The following is an 18,534-nucleotide window of genomic DNA, read 5'->3' as shown; positions in this document are numbered from 1 at the left end:
AATATAAAGCGAGTCGCTGTTTAGCCGCTGGCTCAACCAGTTGTGGGAACCACAGCTTCTCTTGGGGTTCTGCACCAGCAGGACAACTTCAAACCGATAGGTTTGACAATCCAAGAATCCCCCACCTCTTTAGGTGGTGGGAGTGTTCAAGCAGAGGGAATTTCCAATAGTTGTAGAAATAGGGTAGATGGCATTTATAACTTTCATAGGGGAGGTAGTTCACCTGATCTATCGAAGAAAGTGGTACAAGATCAATGCAATGAGGATCGATGAATTCAATCAGTTGTTCAATGAAATTCTGTTACCTACCCAGTTGAAATACGGAGCAAGATTAGTCGGCCGCTGGATGACGCAAGACAATGAAGGTGCGATGGAAGTTTTCGCAATTTGGGAATATGACAGCCATGAAGACTATTCGAGAATTGAACACCAAGTCAGAAGTGATGAAACGCATGTCATTCGAGTGAAAAAACAACAGGAAGAATTGAAAAAGCTTGAAGGCAGCTTTTTGCTCGAGGATCCGAAGGAAGATTTCTTATCAAGTACAGTAGCAAGGGATAAAACGATCTTATCCGCCATCAATTAGGCTATTGGCTGAGCTGAAGCTCCCTACTAACTTCATCCCGTGAGTCTATGCCATATCCAAATAACCAATGATCTACCCTCCATTCTTTTGCATGGAGATACTCGTCATTATCAAGTTTAAACCAATAAGACAGCCGACCGAGATCGGCTGTCTTAACTCATTAACGAACTTTATCGGAATCGGCTAGCCGTGCTTCAGCCTCGATCGTATTTTTCATCACGATTGCCCCGCGATCTACCCGCGCTTGAATCTCTGGCGCAAGTTGTTCGGGAAGGAAATCGGTAATCCACACCAACTTAGTTCCATTCTGATCGCCTTGGAACACCTGGAAGGAAGCATGGTGATGCAAGAGCGGCATTCGTCCTTCAATGACCGCGTACGCCATTCGGCGCTCTTCGCCATCAATGGAAACGATACGCTCGCGAGTATAGCCGCCTTTGGGGAAAATAAGCGTTCTTTCGTGACCATCCATAAGCGTATTCTCGGTGTAGCCGGGGACCAGCCGAACATGGACCGCGCCTACGTCTCGGACGGCATCCCACACTTGCTCAGGCGAGGCATCGATCAGTATTTCTTTTCGAATCGTTGGCAAAAAATCACTCTCCTTGAGCTCATTATATGGTTGCTCCTGACGGGTAACAACCAGAATATGTAACGCAATGGCGGTATGTTAATATAGTTCTATTACCGGGATCCTACTAACTGTACAGGAGGAACGTCAAGATGAAGCTGAAATGCTCGATATTGGACGATTACCAGCAAGTCGCCTTGGAAGCCGCGGATTGGTCGGGCATTCTGGATCAGGTAGAGGTCAAAAGGTTCGACAAGCATATCGACCAACAGGATGAATTAATCGAACAGATCGCCGATTGCGAGATTGTCGTGATCATGCGGGAGCGGACGCCATTCGGCGCATCGCTGCTGTCCAAGCTTCCCCGGTTGAAGCTGCTGGTTACGACAGGTATGCGCAATGCATCGATCGATCTCGCCGCTGCTGCTTCGCAAGGGGTGACCGTTTGCGGAACGGGAAGCGCGGGCAATGCAACCGCCGAGCTGACTTGGGCGCTGCTATTGGGACTGGCCCGCAACATCGTGCAGGAGCATAACGCGATTCGAAGCGGCGGGTGGCAGAGCACGGTCGGCGCGGATCTGTATGGGAAGACGCTTGGTGTGCTGGGTCTCGGCAATCAAGGCAGCAGGATCGCGAAATTCGGCCAGGCGTTCGGCATGAATGTGATCGCGTGGAGCCAGAACTTAACGCAGGAGCGTGCTGACGAGGTTGGCGCGACATTGGCGGCTTCCAAAGAGGAGCTGTTGGAGAACAGCGATTTTGTGTCCATTCATCTGGTGTTAAGCGACAGGACGAGAGGGCTGATTCGTGCCGACGAGCTGAGGCGTATGCGTACTTCGGCTTATCTGGTCAATACATCCCGCGCTCCGATCGTGGATCAGAGTGCGCTTGCCGAGGCGTTGCGGAGCGGCTGGATCGCCGGCGCCGCGGTAGATGTGTTCGAGGTTGAGCCGTTGCCGAAGGATAGCGTGTTTCGGACGCTGCCGAACCTGCTCACTACGCCGCATATCGGTTATGTGTCACAGGCGAATTATGAAGCTTTCTATACCGACGCGGTTGCCGATATCGAAGCCTATCTGTCTGGCAACCCGATTCGCAAGCTGATCTGATCCGTTGAACGTTCGCAATGCCACTTAACAATGGGGAGGATATATCGATGCAAACTTCCGGCAATACGGTACTGATTACAGGCGGAGCGTCGGGAATTGGTCTTGCGCTTGCGGAGCGATTCCTGAAGGCGGACAATAAGGTGCTTATCTGCGGCCGGCGTGCGGACAAGCTGCAGGAAGCGAAGGACAAGCACCCTCAGCTTTATACGAAAGTATGCGATATTGCGAATGCCGACGATCGTATTGCGCTGGCAAAATGGGTGGCGGAGTATCATCCGACCTGCAACGTGCTTATCAATAATGCGGGTATCCAGCAGCGGGTGGAGTTGGAATCGGCCTCCGAGGATTGGGCGTACTACCAAAATGAAATTGCGGCCAACTTTGAAGCCCCCGTCCATCTGGCCACACTGCTCTTGCCTCAACTACGCAAGCAACCACACGGGGCCATCATCAATGTATCTTCAGGCCTTGCGATTACGCCAGGCGCATGGGTGCCGATCTACAGCGCAACCAAGGCGGCGCTGCATTCCTTCACGGTCAGCCTGCGCATCCAACTGGCGCGGACGAACGTCGAGGTGATCGAGGTGCTGCCTCCTGCCGTGAATACCGATCTGGGCGGAGCGGGCCTGCATACGTTCGGAGCGCCGATCGACGAATTCGCCGACTCGGTGTTTAGCGATCTGAGCGCAGGCAAGCAAGAAGTCGGTTTCGGCGGTACAAGTGATCGGTTGGAGCTTACGGCGCTCGAAGCGAAGGAAGCCGCTCGCAAAATGTACGAAGGCTTCACGAAACGCAGTCTTCTTTTGTAACCTCAACAGCAACCTAATTCCCGGCTCGCTCGTCTAACGTACAACAGGTTATGGAAATGGACGTGGTTGTATGTCGGATGGGGTGTACGTGGGATTGATGGTGCTTGTGTTGGCGGTATTGGGACTGCGGTTTATGCTGCGTTCCCGCTTGTCATCGACGCATCGGCATTTGTGGTGGGTCGGGGGCGTACTTCTTGTGCTGGCGGTGTTTCTCGGCTTAATGGGCATCACGATCTTAACGAGCGATCATGCACATTATGAAGGGCACTAGCACGGGAAGGAGGCAGTTGAGCGATGACCAAATATAAATTAAAGAGGATCCAGTTCATCTTATTCCTAGCGGCGGCGCTTGTCGTGGCAGCTATAGCCATCTACCAGTCGAGTCGGGTAGAGCCGGAGCATTCTGCTTCAGGGGTGCAGGGCGGCACCAAACTATATATGACGGACCCCAACAAGACCGAGGACTAAGTGTACTCGGTCTTTCTATTTTTCATCTGCTCGATTGCAACATTATCCTATTATTTCCGTTATAAGGGTATTCGAAAATAAGGAGGGCATCGTCACCTTGTCTACCCCATTAGCACCAAGGACGGTATATCGAAAAACGCTAGCAGCAATTCTCGCAGTCATGATTCTGCTCACCTCGTATACGCCGGCCGCCCGCGCGGCTGAAGCTTCTACCGGCAAGCTGTTCATACAAGTCGCTGCCGGATTATTCTATTCCGTCGCCCTCCGCAAGGATGGAACGGTATGGACATGGGGGCGGAATATTCATGGCGAGATGGGGACCGAGAAGACGCCGACCAAGCTATGGTACCCTTACCCGATCCGGTTGCAAGGATTGACCGATATCGTATCTATTTCCGTAGATGGGATAGAAGGCTACCAATTAGCGGTCAAAAAAGACGGAACGGTGTGGGAGTGGGGCAAAGATCCGTTGGACTATGGGGAGTCCGTTCTTCCACGGCAAGTCAAGGGATTATCTGGCGTCAAAGCCGTTGCCTCGTATGACCATTCGGCCCTTGCGCTGCTGCAAGACGGGACGGTCGTTTCGTGGATCCGCAAGTCGCGCGATGATATGGCCGATGTGAAGCCGACTCGGCTTGCCGGGCTGAGCAATATCGCCTCGCTCACGGTCAATCATGCCATTGCCAGAGATGGTTCGCTATACACGTGGCCCTTCAAGTATGATCAACCGCATAACAACTGGGTCACCGGCGAACCGTTCAAGCTGGCGGGGCTGACGAATATTCGCAAGGCTGTCGGCTCTTCGGAAGGCGGTTACGCCATCGACGCAAAAGGCCAGGTCTGGAGCTGGCTGATCGACTCGCAAGCTTCAACTGCCAGCACAGCTAAGATGCTGGCTTACCGACAGAAGCCGACTCGAGTATTTAGCGGCTACCGGGTCAAGGACTTCGCCTTCGGCTATAAGAAAGCCCAACTGCTGACCGAAGACGGCGCGCTCTACAGCATAACGGCCAGCGGCAAAGCGTATCGAACGACCGGGCTGCCGGCCTTGCAAGCTTTTAGCGCAGAAAGCTATCATACGCTCGCTCTCGACCGAGAGGGCCATATTTGGGGCTGGGGCGCGAATCAATGGTATGAGACCGGCAGCGAGACGTCCGCTCCCGACGGAATGGTGTATAAGCCGGTACAAGTTAAGCCTGGCGTCGATGTGTTCGTGAACGGTCAGCTCTTCAGTACGATTGTTCCTTCTATTGAAGCGGGAGGTACGGCGTGGCTGCCGATTAAGCTGTTCGCGCCTGCCGCGGGCATCCGGATTGATTGGTTGACCCCAGGCGGCGGTTACACCTTAACGAAGGACGACAAGACGCTGACCGTGCAGTTCATAGACGGGAAGCTTAATCTGAAGCTGAATGGCGAGCAACTGAACGATCCGATCATCTCGGGATTGTACCGCGATTCCGGAACGCCGGCCGCCCGATGGCAGACGGCTCCCTATCAGCTCTTAACCTATCTGGGCTTGCAGGCCGACTGGGATGCGAAGACGCATGAATTGTACGTTTCAAAGTAAGAGGTCAACAGACCGAAGCTAGCTCGAATAGATTCCCCTTATAGCAGTCAGGTGAAAGGATCCAACCTGTTGCTGTTAGGGGATTTTTGCATGCCTCATAGTGTAGTAAAACTCACATACGAAATGGATAGATATGAGTGTAGAATTTATTAAACAATAAATGATAGACTGCCGATATAGAACATGAAGGGGCTGGTCGCGCCTTTATAGTGTCGAAATTTGTTATATTTTGTCGAACTAATTTATTTGAGGTAATGGTGGAGGGATGTCGGTTTTATGTGGGAGCGGAGGCAGCAGAAGTATATAAGCCTGCTTCTTATCGTCTCGATTGTCATGACGCTGCTACCGGTAAACGGGCAGATATATGCAGCAATGGCAAGAGCAGATGATATCGAGGTGCAATTCGGCGCAGGTACAACGATTGGTAATACGAAATACGAAGCGACCAATGCATTCGTCAATTTCAACAACAACAGAACGGAAGGCTTCGAACATGAGCTAAAATCCGGTACTAACATTGACTGGATCGACGGCAGCGTGTTCGCAGGAGCAAACGGCGGATCGGCAGATACGTTCGTGCTGGACGTCTCCAAGAACGCCACGCTGAGGGATTTGGCCCAGAGCGGTCATGCCAAGCTGAAAATTGGCTTCAGCGGACTTGCGCACTATGAGGGGTCTTTTATGGGCTTTACGACATGGACCCGCGTATCGGACATCTTAATTACACACTTCGACGGGAAGTCGACGCAGACCATTATTGAAGGCCGGAACTTAGGGGCCAGAGCGGAGACGATTACGATTACGCCTGAGTCCGTCATCACCATTACGGTTGGTGGCGAAAAAGACGATAAAGGTCCGACGGGCGTTCGCGGTCTGTACATGAAGTTCGAGGACAAAGAGCGTCCCGTGATGGAAGGCTACACATTCACAGGCGACGGCAATGAGCGGAACAACGCCAAGATCAATCAGATGGAGCTGTATGTTAAGCAGCAAGAGCATATTACGCTTGCCTACAACTTCAGCGAACCTGTAAGGCCAACGGCGATAAGCGCGAATATGAGCGACCACTTCCTGCGACACCCATTGTTTACTAACCCGGACGGCACAGGGTTGCCGGCCGCGGGAGAGCAGATGTACTTGACGAATTTGTCGTATAACGCCAATAATCTCAAGACGCTTCAAAAAGACATTGTATACCAGTATGTAGGTTCTAGATATCACAACAGCGGCAACAATCCGATTGAGCCGCGCATTACCGGCGAGTTCTCGGGTTCGCTGATCGACCAGTCCATGGAGCAGAAGTTCTATGGCGCTGTAATGGCGGATGCCGCGGGTAACGTCGCATCGACCGATTTCCCGAACAGAGCGAGCTTGAACAGCAACGTGTACCTGAAAGGCAAGACGGTTAATCCGTTCGATTACCGCAATGGCGGATACCGGGTTATTATCGACGGCGTCGCGCCGAAATATACGAAATCGGGCAACGGTATAACGCCGGAGATCGTAACAGGCGTCACGTTAAACGATAACGACGTCATCGAGTTTACGATTAAATTCACCGAGGAAGCCATGATCAAGGAAGGCTGGAATGTCAACGATACGTTCATCCACCTGAACAACGGTCTTAAGGCCAAGTACACGGGGGGCCAGAACACGGATACGTGGACATTCCGCGTGGAGATCTCGGAAGGCTTGATCGAAGAAACCCCGCTGCTTAAAGTCATCTCGCTGACGAACGAGAGCAAGCCGGGCTATTCCGACAAAGACGTCATCTCCGATTATGCGGGCAATCTGCTCATCCAGCCGGCGAATCTGCTCGGCGAGCATACGGACGGCGATACGTCGCTGGTCAATTCGACCATTGATTGGGCGCAGCTCGGCATTGATAATACGCCGCCCGAGATCGGCTTCCGTTACGAAGCTGACGGTGCGACGGACAATCTCTACCGGAAGAACGGCAAAGTCACGATCGATGCGAATGACGCAACGCTGAAGATTCCGCAACTGGACCCTCTCACGGCGGTTCGCGGTGAGGAACGGCCAAGCCAAGGGATTTACCGTCCATCGAACATGACAGGGGGAGCTTCCCCTTCCGTCGGTCTGGTCTACTACTATTGGAGCCAGAACGCGGACGATCCGTTCCTGGGGAAAGAATCGGACCAGTGGGCCGCGATCAAGCGCTACTCCCTCTCGGCCAAGCAGCCGAGCGAGGATCTATATCCTGAGGGCTTCGAGAACGTGCAACTGCAAGTCGCCAACAACAAGACCAACATGATCGCTCCTCCCGCTGAAGCGCTCGCGGCCAATGGAAGCGGGATCTGGTACTTGCATGCCTGGACAGCGGATATGTCCTGGGATTCGGCCCGCGAGCTCATGCAGTACGAGAAGAGAGATAACTTCAAAGAACAGAATGAAGCGCAGTACAAAGCCTGGAAGGAAGAGCTTCCTAGCGGCTCTTCCGAAGCAGATCGCATCTTCTATGCGGACAATAAGGCGCTAGCAGCCGTAGGTCAATACGGCGATATGTCGCTCTGGCCGCTGAGCGATTTCAAGCAAGTGGACTCGAACTGGACGTATAACGTGACGCCGATCGCCATCGATAACAAGGGGCCGGACATCACATTCAGCGAGTATTCCGGCGACGGCACGATGAACGTCGAGTTAACGACGAACGTTGCCGATCCGCACAGCGGTATCGACAAAGTCACGTATCAGTGGGTTGCAGCCGGCGCTAAGCCGAATGACATCGACTGGAAGCCGGTTACGCTTGCTGGCGGATCGTTCCTGACTTCGACGCAGAATGAAGTGTTCGAGGACGGCGAATATGAACTTTACGTCCAAGCAGAGGACAAGGCTGGCAACGTCAGCACCCAGCGGACGAGCAAGGTAGCGGTCGTCAATTCGGAAGCAAGCGTCGTAGCTAGCTTCGACCCGGATGCAGATACGGGCTATGCGCAGAGCCACGATGTGGATTTCCAGATCGACGGTATTACGCCCGACAAAGTGGCTTATGCATTCGGGGACAGCTCGATTCGTCCAACATCCGAATCCAAGTATACGGAGCTGCAAGAGGTTGTAGATCCGAGCAGTCCTTCGACGCATCACTATGTGATTCCATCCTCGCCGGACAAGCAGGGCACGCAGTATATCCACGTGATGGCGAAGGCAGGCGACCGCTATTACTACTATGCCAAAGCCTATTACTTCGATAATACGGCGCCGGAAGTGACATTCAGCAAGAACGGTGTCGCTTACCCGCTGGAATCGCATGATGTCATCGTCACTGTCAAAGAGCCGTTAAGCACGGACGGACTGACGAAATCTTATCTGTGGGTCAAGGACGGAGAAGCCGCTCCCGCGGAGGATGACGCAAGCTGGCAGGACCTGCCGGCAAGCGGCAAAGTAACGATCGATAACGCTGCGCTTCAGAGCGGCGACATCGCGGACTACCGTTTGTTCGTCAAAGCGGTCGATGGCGCGGGCAACAGTGTGATCACGAGCACTTCGGACATGTTTAAGGTTTCCAAAGCTGGAGACGACAATACGCCTCCTGCCGAATCGACCGCCAGACTGATCGATCTGTACGGCGATGATACGGATGGTTATACCGCCGTCATCGAACTTGCGCTCGACACGATCGATAAGCGGGGCTACGAATACTCCTTATCCCCGGATAAGGGAACATCGTGGATGAAATGGCGTCCTTATACGAATTTCGTCTCGGTGAAGGTGTCGACGAATAATCTGGCCGAGCTCGGCATTCAAGTGAAGTTCAAGACACCTGGCGGCGTGATTGGGGAAGCGAAGACGACCGACATCTCCTCGCTAGGGCCGACAGCGCCGGTATACGCGCTTGCTTCGCTGAATAAGCTCAACCCGATTAATTCGGTGCAGGGCGTGGAGATTCAGATTACGCCGCCGCTTGGCGTCAAGGTTACGCCTTCGGCTACGAACCCGCAAGTACCGGTCCGCAAGGGCAATGTGTTTACGGTACGGATGAACGGTTATTATTCCTTCGATCTTGTGGATCTGAACGATCCAACGCGAACAGCTACCCTGTATGCCGTCGTGAACAACATCGATGATACCGCGCCTCAGGGCACCATCGAATATCGGATTACAGAGCGGACATCAGGCAATGTTCCGGTTCAGCTGGCTTCCACGTCAGAGCCGGTCGTCATTCTGAATAACGCCGGCCAATCCACCTTCGTCTTCACGGAGAACGGCAGCTTCACATTCATGTTCCGTGACGAAGCGGGCAACATGGGCAGCGCGACTGCTACTGTGGCCAATATCGACAAGTCGTCGCCGAAGGTCAAGATCGTCCGCTCCTACGCGTACGGTACGAACAACAGCGAGACATTCGGCACCATTGAGGACAACGGCAATGTCGTGCTTGCTTCCGGCGTCAAGCTGGAAGTCGTGAAGGATGACAATTCCGACAAAACGATCCGAGTAATCGGCGGGGACAGCAGCGTTGTCGTCGAGAAGAACGGTACGGTATCGTTCACGGTTGCCGACGAGTACGGCAATACGACGGTGGTCAAAACCGAGGTCGACAATGTGGCAAGCGACGCGATCGCGCCGGAGACCATCTCCTATGCGTTCGTTGACGAAGCCGGCAATCCGATTCCGGATCAGCAGATTGTCACCATTAACGGCGAGCAATATGCGAAGGGCCGCATGAAGGTTACGCTGAGCGGCAAGCTTGAAGCGCCGAACAAAGTGTTCGCCGGCGTAAAGCCGATCATGGAGAACGGCGCGTATACGAACCAGATCAGCGGCGATGACGGGACCTACTCGTACGCCCGCGTATTCTCGGCCAACGGCACGACACAGATCGGGATCTCGGATCTGCTCGGCCGGACGAGCAAGGTAGCGGTGACGGTTAAGGGCCTGGATAATAAAGCTCCGGAACTTACGCTGAATCAAGCATCGTCAGCCGTGATCCAGAATAAGGCGGACTTTAAGGCAAGCTCCGACTTAGGCGGTTATACGGTAAGCGATGATGTGTCGGCGGCAGATCGGACCAAAGTTGAATTAAGCGGACTGGATCTGACCAAGCTTGGGCGTCAGACCGTCACGTACACGGCGACCGATGAAGTCGGCAATACGACTAGCGTGACGCAAGATGTCGTCGTTGTTGCCGAAGCAGGCATGCGCATCTTCGCCAACGGGACGCTTCTGTCGAGCGCAAGCGGAGAATCGGCGCTGTTCAATACGAACAAGCTGACCTTCAGCATCCAGCAGTTCAACACGATGGCAGTCGGCGGCCAAGAGATGGTCAATGCATGGGGCACTTATGACCTGTATTACTACTCCGGTTTGTTCCGCGAAGGCCAAATGAAATTGATCGCAACGAAGCTGACTTATGCTCAATTAACGAGCGGCCAGTTTAAGGTCGTCTTCCCTAAGACGGGCTGGTATACGATCGTTCTGCGCAACCAAGAGCGCGAACGCGTCTTTACCACCTTCTTCGTCGGCAGAATCGAGCCTTAGCCTGACAGCAGGCCGCCGATGGCCTCGCCCCACAAGCAGCCATCGGCGGGACCTGTCATGCGAACGAATCTATGAAACTAACAGCGCAGCATGAGAGATAGGGGAGAGTTAATGTGAGTTTAGCAAAAAAGTGGTTGTCGCTGTTCATTGCGTTCGTATTGCTGACTACCTCGTGGTCGGATAGCATCGGCGTCGTCGCTGCCGCTGTCAGCGCATCGAAAACAACGGTGCTGCAAAATGATTTCATCAAAATAACAGTCGATAACGCCACGGGGCGTTTCGGCGTCCGTACGGTAGACGGCCAGCCGATTCGCAAGAATGACAACAACGTAGACATGATGTTCCGCGGAGATGATCCCGAGACTTCGTTCACGACGTTCCGGATCGACGGAACGGATTACATCTTCGGCAATCCTTACAAATTCGGGGTGAACTTCTTCTCGGAGACGACCGCGCCTCGAATCGTCAGCCTGCCGAACGGAACGAAGCAGATCGAATCCACCTGGTCGATTAAAGGCGTTACGATCAAGCAGATTCTGATGCTGTATATGGATGCGAAGGATATCAAGAATGCGGGTAACGTCAATATCCGCTACGAAGTGACGAACAACAGCGGCGTAGACGTGCAGATCGGTTCCCGTATCCTGCTCGATACGATGGTCGGCAGCAATGACGGACCGCAGTTCCAGATCGGAACGACGTATCGCTCCCCGCTGACGGTCGAGCGCCGTCTCGTGCATGATCCGGCTGCGATCGGCATTCCGGAGGAAGATATCAGCTTCTACAAGCTGCCTTCCTACTGGGTCATGCGCGACCAACTGGATCTGAACAACCCGCAGGCGACCAATGTCGTCGCATACGGCTTCAACAATTTCGCCGAGCAGAACATCCATATCGTCGACGAGATGGTCGTCGCGCACTGGAACAGCCTGGCGAATACCAAATGGGATTATGAGCCTAACCCGAACCTCGATTTTACTCGGGATACGAACGATTTCGGCACGGCCGATTCCGCGGTCGCCTTCTATTGGAACCCGGAGAAGCTGGCGAAGAGCAAGACTCAGACGTTCGAGACCATCTACGGTCTGGGCGAAATCATCGAGCCGGACAAAGTATTCTCCATTCGTTATATGGACCCGGTCCAGCAGCTCGCCACGCTGCCGGATAACAGCGGTTATGTCGATGAAGGCGTGTTCAAGATCACGGCCGAGATCGAGAATCTGGCCATGTTCGATATGACGCACCGCAAGGTAGACGTGAAGCTGGAACTCGAGAGCGGCCTTAACTTCGTCCGCTTGGACGAGAACGGCAATATCGTTCGCGACGCCGACGGCAAAGTCGTGACGGACGCTTACCGCAGCAAAGTGCTCACCCGGCAGAAGCCATTGACGCCGGAAGAAGCCGCGAACGGCGTGGAATCCACCTATAAGCCGGGCGATACGTTCACGGTCGAGTTCTACGTGCAAGCTAAGGGCAGACCATGGCCGGCGACGCGCCAATATATGCTGACGGCAAGCAGCGAAGAGACCGAGAAGAAGATGGAAGGCGTTGAAGATGAGGGCATCAAAGCCCAATATCAATCCGTCAAATCGAACTTCATTCTGCTGCCGCCTGTCGGCGAAGCGGTGCCGACCTACGTGTACGGACTCTCGCCTGCCGAGCTGTTCCGCACGGACGTCAAGTATATCACGGTGAACTTATCCAATATCGAAGCTTACAATACGGGCGACCAGACGACGCCTCCTAACTTCGATCTGTATTTGAAAGAGAAAGTCACCGGCAAACGCTACAAGGTACCGGTTCAGGAATCCGTGTTGATGCAGCCGACGGACGATGGTTTCTCCGGCGACATGCGCATCACGTATCGCGGCGGCGATCTCGTCGATAGCGCCGGACAGGTGCTGCAGGCGGGATTAGGACCTGAATTGCCTCTGGGCGAATACCAGGTCCAGCTGGATTACAAAGGGGATACGGGCGGCGACGAGGAAATCGCAGCGATGTACGACATTACGACCTCCCAAACATTCAGCGTCACGAACAATGAAGCCACCCGGATTCGGGAAGCGAACATTGTCGCTCTGTACAAACAATCGGTTGACCTGACTCTTCAATCCGGGGACACGATCAATCCGAAATTAGCCGGAGAGCTGAATTCACTGTACACTGGCGCGTCGTTCACGGACGGCAAGGCGCTTAGCGCGCAGATCGCCAGCTTCAAGAAAGCAGTCGCCTATATCGGCAAGAGGAGCAATTTCGTCGATCCGAAACTCGATATCGAGGACTGGATAGACGAGGATTCCTTGAAGAAAGTGCCGATTTATCAGTACAAGCTGTTCTCGTCCGAAGCGGAGCTCAAAGCCTTCTTCAGCGACAGCAACTACAAGCGCGAGAATCTCGTTACGATCCGAGGCATGGTGAAGGAAATCGGAACGGGCGCGGATCAGCAAGTTGTCGTCGATACGAGCACGGAACCCGCGATCATTAACGACGCGGTTGCTTATAAGGGCAAGAACCTTGTCTTCGTACGCGGGAAACTCGACGTGTTCAACGTGAAGAACGAAGTACCGCAGTACGCTTCCATGCCATTCTTCGATACGCTGTTCATCAAAGGCGAAGGTACGCTCAGCGTAGCGAGCAGCGGATTCGTCTTCCATGAAGGCGAATGGACGTTGGATTTCTTCGATGGCTTCAACAAGTCGCTCGGCACGAGTTACCAAGTGAGCGACGACGAAGTGCCGGACAGCGAAGGCAATGAAGAGGACGATAGCTTGAACGGCTCGCTGGCATGGGCGGCAGGGCAGATCACGGACCGGCTGAATCCGCTGCGTCAGATTACGCTGCGCACGGTTTATTTCAACCGTCAGAGCCTGTTCGCGCCTCCAAGCTTCACGATCGCCGGCTTCGGCTTCAACTTCAATGAGTTCATTCTCCGCAGCGGCGGCGTTTCGTTCGGCGGCACACTGCTCCTGAAGGTCGTCGAAGCGGAAGTGAACAACGTCATCTTCAATAAGAAAGGTTTCGTCGGCGTTGACGCGTCGCTCGATTTTGCGCTGAAACAAAATCTCGGCCTATTCGCGCCGACAGGCAACACGAAGAAGGCGGGCAAGGATGACGACGACTCGATGAACAAAATCACCGTCGTCCATTACGTCCAGCCGGTCGAAGGCGTGAATAACAAATACGGCATCGCATTCGAGGCCGACATGAAAGAGATCGGCCTGTCGATGGAGCTTGCCTTCAAGAAAGTAGACGACGGGCGTATCCTGCCGGACGTCATCGGCTTCGGCGCCGAGTTCGAGAAAGGCATTCTGCTCACTGGCGCTACCTATCTGACCGGCATTCGCGGCGCGGTTCGCGAATTGGCCGATACGATTGCAGGCGGGTCGAAGAAAGATCCGTTTCCGCTGACCGTCGAAGCGGGCGTCAGCTTGAAGTTCGGCGTAGCGCCGGCGTTCTTCTGGGGCGATATCGACCTGACGCTCAAGCGGACCGGCATCAAGATCGAAGGGGCCATGGACTTCTCGGTCGATCCGGAACCGGAAGAGGACGAGTTGCTGCCGATGCTCACCTACGCGGTGCTCGAAGCCCAATGGGTGACGCCGTGGTTCGTCCGGCTGCAATCCGAAATCGACATCGGCGGCTGGGACATTATCATCGGCAAATCCGGCATCTTTGTCGGACAGAATCTGGAGAAGAACCGGATCGACTTCGAAGGCTACATCGGAGCCAAGGTACAAGTGCCTTCGAACGTCCCTGTCGTTGGCGGCATGCCGCTAGCGAGCGTGTTCTTCGGCGTGAACAACGACAAGATTTGGGGCAGCGTAAGCGTTCTGTTAATCTCGCTCGGCGTCACCTACTATTGGGGCGGCGGACTGGAGTTCGGCACGGCCGGCAACAAAATGCCGGAGGGCTTCGTCAACCTGCTCGTGGAAGATCCGGAGAAAGGTCCTCGCCTCGTCGTCATCGGCGAAGGGATGGAGACGCTCGCGACTTCGTGGATCGATACCGAACAGGACGTACAGGAAACGGTATACCGCAGCGTTGCCGACGGCGTCAAAATGATCGAGAACGGCAACGCCAACATCGGCGTGGGCGGAATCACGGTCAAGAACGGCGGCCGCGTTCATACGATTCCGATGGGATCGGTATCCGGAAACGCCATTGTCGAGGTTGAATACGAATCGCAGCAGGTGCCGAACTTCACGCTGAAGGACGGCAGCGGCAAGAACTATCCGATCGTATTCGACAACACGAATACGAATCCGAATGCCAACGCGTTCACGCAGCATGTATCGGCATCGGAATCGTCGGATCAGGTAGACGTCCGCAAAGCTTATGTCATCGTGCCGCAAAGCAAGGCGACAGGCAATTGGACGTTAACGAGCGAATCGGCCGTGGAGACGCGTCTCATCAACGTGCCGACAACGCCGGATCTCACGGAGACGAAGCTGACGAAGGATGCTTCCGATTCCAACAAATTCACGGCGTCCTGGAAGGTCGCCAATGCCAAGCCTGGCGATACGGTTAGTCTGTATCTGACCAAGGACGCGGTATCGAATAACACGTCCAAGACGGAGAGCGGAGAGACGGTATTGCAGCCGGGAGATCCGGGCCTCTTGATCGCCAAAGACCTGCAAGTCGGAACTGGCGGCGGCGTCAGCGGTACTGTGACAAGCGGCAAGACGGACATTGACGTCTCCAAAGTGCAGCTGCTCGGCGCAGAGGAAGACATTCGCGGATTGCTCAGCCAAGGCAATTATTACCTGCGGGCAGAGCTTCACTCCGCATCTTCTTTCGGAACGAAGACTTCGGCCGAGCGCATCGAGCTGATCGATCCGCTGGCACCGGCCAAGGTGAGCGATGTGACGATCACCCCTGACGGCAACGGATTGTTCTCGCTGTCGTTCAAACCGGGAGCGCGTAAGGCAAGCCAAGCGGGCTACGAGCACAGCTACGCCATCGAAGCGCTGACGCAAGTAGGCGGCTCGCTCCAGACGTATCCGAATTTCGGCGAGGTTCTCTTCACCGAGGAAGAGCTGGCTCCATACTGGAACGCTCAGACCGGCAAGTACGAGGGCATCTTGCTCGGCGGCTGGAACGCAACATCGACCAGCCAAGAAGTCAATACGGACAGTTTGGCGGGTTCGACCGTTGCTTCGGACGATATCAAGTATACCGGCCTTGAAGTCGGCAAGGAGTACGTGCTCGGCGTATCCGCCGTCACGAAGCCGGACAAGACGGCCGATAAGAACGAGAATTACCACTTCGCTACCCGCGTGGACAGCGCGAAGAAGCTGCTGCCGGTTCCGGCGAAGCCGAAGCTGAATGCGGCTGCCGGGTCGCAGGTGAAAGTGCTCCCTCATTACATGGAGCTCTTGACAAGCGCGACGGAGCAAACGATCAATTTGACGTCCGATCAGAAGGATATCGAAGTGGAAGCCTTCTATGGCGACACATCGATCGGCAAGAAGGCCTTTACGAATCAGGCGACAGGCAGCAAGGGAACGTTGACTTTCAATCAATTCGATACTGACGGTCCTTACGCGATCGAGCTTAGAGCACGCAATACGAAGACAGGCGACGTATCGGTAACCATGCTCTATCTGACGGTAGATACGATCAAGCCAGTGCTGTATATCGACGAGCCGGTCACCGGCGCAAGAAGCGGGACGAACGGCATTAAGGTGAAGGGCACGACCAGCGTCGACGTTGCCTCGCTGAAGGTGAACGGGCAGTCCGTCGCCGTTACGGATGACGGCACCTTCGAAGGAATGGTCACCGTAGCAGGGAATACGCCGACGTCAGAACTGAATTTCATCGTTCTCGATAAGGCGGGCAATGAGAATACGGCAGTCGTGCAAGTGACGAACGGTACGTTCGATGTACCGTCAGGAGTCGTACTCGAGACGATTCCGAACCTGAAGCCGGGTGACAGCAGCACGCTTAAAGCGTCGCTGAAATACGCCGATGGCAAGGACGCGTCGGGCCATCCGAAGTTTAAGCTCGTACCTGTCGCCGATCTGTCGAAGCTTAGCTATTCCGTATCGATAGGCGATGCGGTTCAGCTCAGTTCAACTGGCAAAGTGACGGGCGTGACGACAGGCGCAAGCTTGATCGAAGCGGAGTACCAGATTTCCAGCGACGTGTCGGTTAAAGGCATGGTCGTCGCTACGGTTGAAGTACCGGAACCGACCGCGATCGGCAAGATGACGGCTTCCACTTCGACGGTATCGGGCGACAGCGGCAAGACGAAGCTGAACGTGGTGCTGCCGCAAGATACGACGGGCCAACAGCTCGTGTATAAGAAGTACCCGGCGGGCACCAAGCCGGCGGATGTAACGCTGAAGCAGGATCTCAGTGATTGGAGTTTCGTGCCGACCAGCTATGAAGTTGCTGCAGCGGCAGGAGAGACGGTTGTAGTCGCGTTGCGGTCATCGCTTACGAAGGAAGCATGGTCTGCATCGGCGGCGCTGAAGCCGGCGCTGTGGACGGAAGTTGCCGCAGGCGGTGGTTCCGTAGGTATACCAGGCGTTGGGATCGTTATCCCGGAACCTTCCGGTGAAGGCGAGACACCTTCCGAACCGGCGAAGCTGAATGTCAACGGCAAGCCGATTACGAGCCAATGGAAAGGAAAAACGGTTGTTGCTCGCGTCACCGAGGCGGAAGTTGATCTTGCGTCTGCGGCCAACGAGATCAAGATCGCCGTCCAATCCGCGCCATCGGCGCAAGGATATGCCATTACGCTGGATGCAGCGCTTGTCGCCAAGGCGAACGAGAGCGGCAAGACCGTGAAGTTTGACCTGCAAGGCATGAAGCTGGACGTTACGCCTGAGATGATGAAGAATCTTAACGGTGATTTGATTGTCCAGGCAGCAGCCAATGACGATTCGGCCAAAGCGAAACTTAAGGCAGTCGCAGATGGTCTCGGCGCTGCGGCGCTGGGAGACGGGGAAGGCATCGCGGTAGATACGAATCTTCCGGCAGAAGCATGGAACCGTTATGTGAATGCGCAAGTTACGGTCCCAGGCGGCATAGATGCCGACGATATTACCGCCGTTGTGCTGGAAGGCACGGACGGCAGCTGGACGACGCTGCCATGGTCGCTCGCATTGGATAATGGCCAACCGGCAGTGAATCTGCAATTGACAGGCGAAGGCAATCTGGTCTTTATGCATAATGAAGCAAGCTTCAGCGACATCAGCGCCGGACATTGGGGCGCGGAAGTAATCCAAGGCGCAGCCGGCAAGCTGTTCATGCTCGGCAAGTCGGGCGGCAAGTTCGATCCGGAAGCGAACGTGACTCGCGCGGAATATCCGACCGTGTTGCTGCGCGTAGCCGGACTCATGAATCGGACGTCTAGCAGCAGCTATACCGACGTGCCGGAAAACGCATGGTACGGCAAGAGCGTAGCGATCGCCTCCGAGCTTGGAATCATTAACGGTCGCGCCGACGGCTCTTATGCGCCTAGCGCACCGATGTCGAGATTGGAAGGCATGGTCATGACCGGAAGAATGCTTGATGCGGCCGGTCTTGGCGGGCCGATAAGCGAGAGCGAAGCAAACGAGATTCTAGCCCGCTTCGAGGACGCATCCGCGATCCCGGCTTGGGCGAGAGCAGCTGTAGCGATGACCGTTAAGAGCGGACTGATCCAAGGCGTTCAAGGACGCATCGATCCGCAAGGGCAGCTGCAGCGGGTTCAGGCATCGGCTATCGCGATGCGCTTCGACCAATTGATTACTAATCAACAAGAGAACTAGAATACCGATAACTAGATAGAAGCGACAAACGGTTTTCGCCCATTGGATACGGCGCCGTTCAAGTTTCATTCCGCCGACGGTCCGCCACGCCGCTTCGGCGCGGCGGACCTGCGGCATCGATTAACCCTTGGCGGATAAATAGGACAGATAGATATAGCAATGGAGGGC

General features: G+C 54.7%; 9 protein-coding genes. 8 read left to right on the top strand and 1 reads right to left on the bottom strand.

What is annotated here, in order from left to right; genetic code table 11:
- The first annotated feature begins 187 nt into the window (after positions 1-187).
- Complete coding sequence (locus FHS18_RS29500; RefSeq protein ID WP_281378887.1) at positions 188-586, top strand: NIPSNAP family protein; 399 nt, start codon at positions 188-190, stop codon at positions 584-586.
- Between the two features lie 160 nt (positions 587-746).
- On the opposite strand, the gene FHS18_RS29495 is transcribed toward FHS18_RS29500, so the two are convergent.
- A complete protein-coding gene (locus tag FHS18_RS29495) occupies positions 747-1,178 on the bottom strand; it encodes an SRPBCC family protein (RefSeq protein ID WP_183603991.1) in 432 nt (143 codons plus the stop codon).
- Positions 1,179-1,309: 131 nt separating this feature from the next.
- Here FHS18_RS29495 and FHS18_RS29490 point away from each other — a divergent pair, with 131 nt between their 5' ends.
- The 7 genes from FHS18_RS29490 to FHS18_RS29460 all read left to right on the top strand — a co-directional run bounded on the left by FHS18_RS29490 (position 1,310) and on the right by FHS18_RS29460 (position 18,366).
- The gene (locus FHS18_RS29490) at positions 1,310-2,266 is read left to right on the top strand and encodes a D-2-hydroxyacid dehydrogenase family protein (RefSeq protein ID WP_183603990.1); all 957 of its coding nucleotides are present in this window, start codon (positions 1,310-1,312) and stop codon (positions 2,264-2,266) included.
- A gap of 47 nt (positions 2,267-2,313) precedes the next feature.
- Positions 2,314-3,075, top strand: coding sequence for an SDR family oxidoreductase (locus FHS18_RS29485; RefSeq protein WP_183603989.1), 762 nt, complete (start codon positions 2,314-2,316; stop codon positions 3,073-3,075).
- Positions 3,076-3,145: 70 nt separating this feature from the next.
- Positions 3,146-3,346, top strand: a complete 201-nt coding sequence (locus FHS18_RS29480) for a hypothetical protein (protein ID WP_183603988.1) — start codon at positions 3,146-3,148, stop codon at positions 3,344-3,346.
- A 23-nt stretch (positions 3,347-3,369) separates the two neighbouring features.
- The gene (locus FHS18_RS29475) at positions 3,370-3,543 is read left to right on the top strand and encodes a hypothetical protein (RefSeq protein WP_183603987.1); all 174 of its coding nucleotides are present in this window, start codon (positions 3,370-3,372) and stop codon (positions 3,541-3,543) included.
- 97 nt (positions 3,544-3,640) lie between these two features.
- A complete protein-coding gene (locus FHS18_RS29470; RefSeq protein WP_183603986.1) occupies positions 3,641-5,110 on the top strand; it encodes an RCC1 domain-containing protein in 1,470 nt (489 codons plus the stop codon).
- Positions 5,111-5,386: 276 nt separating this feature from the next.
- Complete coding sequence (locus tag FHS18_RS29465) at positions 5,387-10,609, top strand: DUF5011/hyalin repeat domain-containing protein (RefSeq protein WP_183603985.1); 5,223 nt, start codon at positions 5,387-5,389, stop codon at positions 10,607-10,609.
- Between the two features lie 113 nt (positions 10,610-10,722).
- On the top strand, positions 10,723-18,366 hold the full coding sequence (locus FHS18_RS29460) for an S-layer homology domain-containing protein (RefSeq protein ID WP_183603984.1): 7,644 nt from the start codon (positions 10,723-10,725) through the stop codon (positions 18,364-18,366).
- Positions 18,367-18,534 lie beyond the last annotated feature (168 nt).

Source organism: Paenibacillus phyllosphaerae, assembly GCF_014192105.1.
In the GTDB taxonomy this organism is placed as follows: Bacteria; Bacillota; Bacilli; order Paenibacillales; family Paenibacillaceae; genus Paenibacillus_Z; species Paenibacillus_Z phyllosphaerae.
This window is presented reverse-complemented; position numbering and strand designations above follow the sequence as displayed.

Coding starts and splice junctions, on each gene's coding strand:
- FHS18_RS29500 (WP_281378887.1), top strand. CDS start 188: ATGGCATTTATAACTTTCATAGGGGAGGTAGTTCACCTGATCTATCGA.
- FHS18_RS29490 (WP_183603990.1), top strand. CDS start 1,310: ATGAAGCTGAAATGCTCGATATTGGACGATTACCAGCAAGTCGCCTTG.
- FHS18_RS29485 (WP_183603989.1), top strand. CDS start 2,314: ATGCAAACTTCCGGCAATACGGTACTGATTACAGGCGGAGCGTCGGGA.
- FHS18_RS29480 (WP_183603988.1), top strand. CDS start 3,146: ATGTCGGATGGGGTGTACGTGGGATTGATGGTGCTTGTGTTGGCGGTA.
- FHS18_RS29475 (WP_183603987.1), top strand. CDS start 3,370: ATGACCAAATATAAATTAAAGAGGATCCAGTTCATCTTATTCCTAGCG.
- FHS18_RS29465 (WP_183603985.1), top strand. CDS start 5,387: ATGTGGGAGCGGAGGCAGCAGAAGTATATAAGCCTGCTTCTTATCGTC.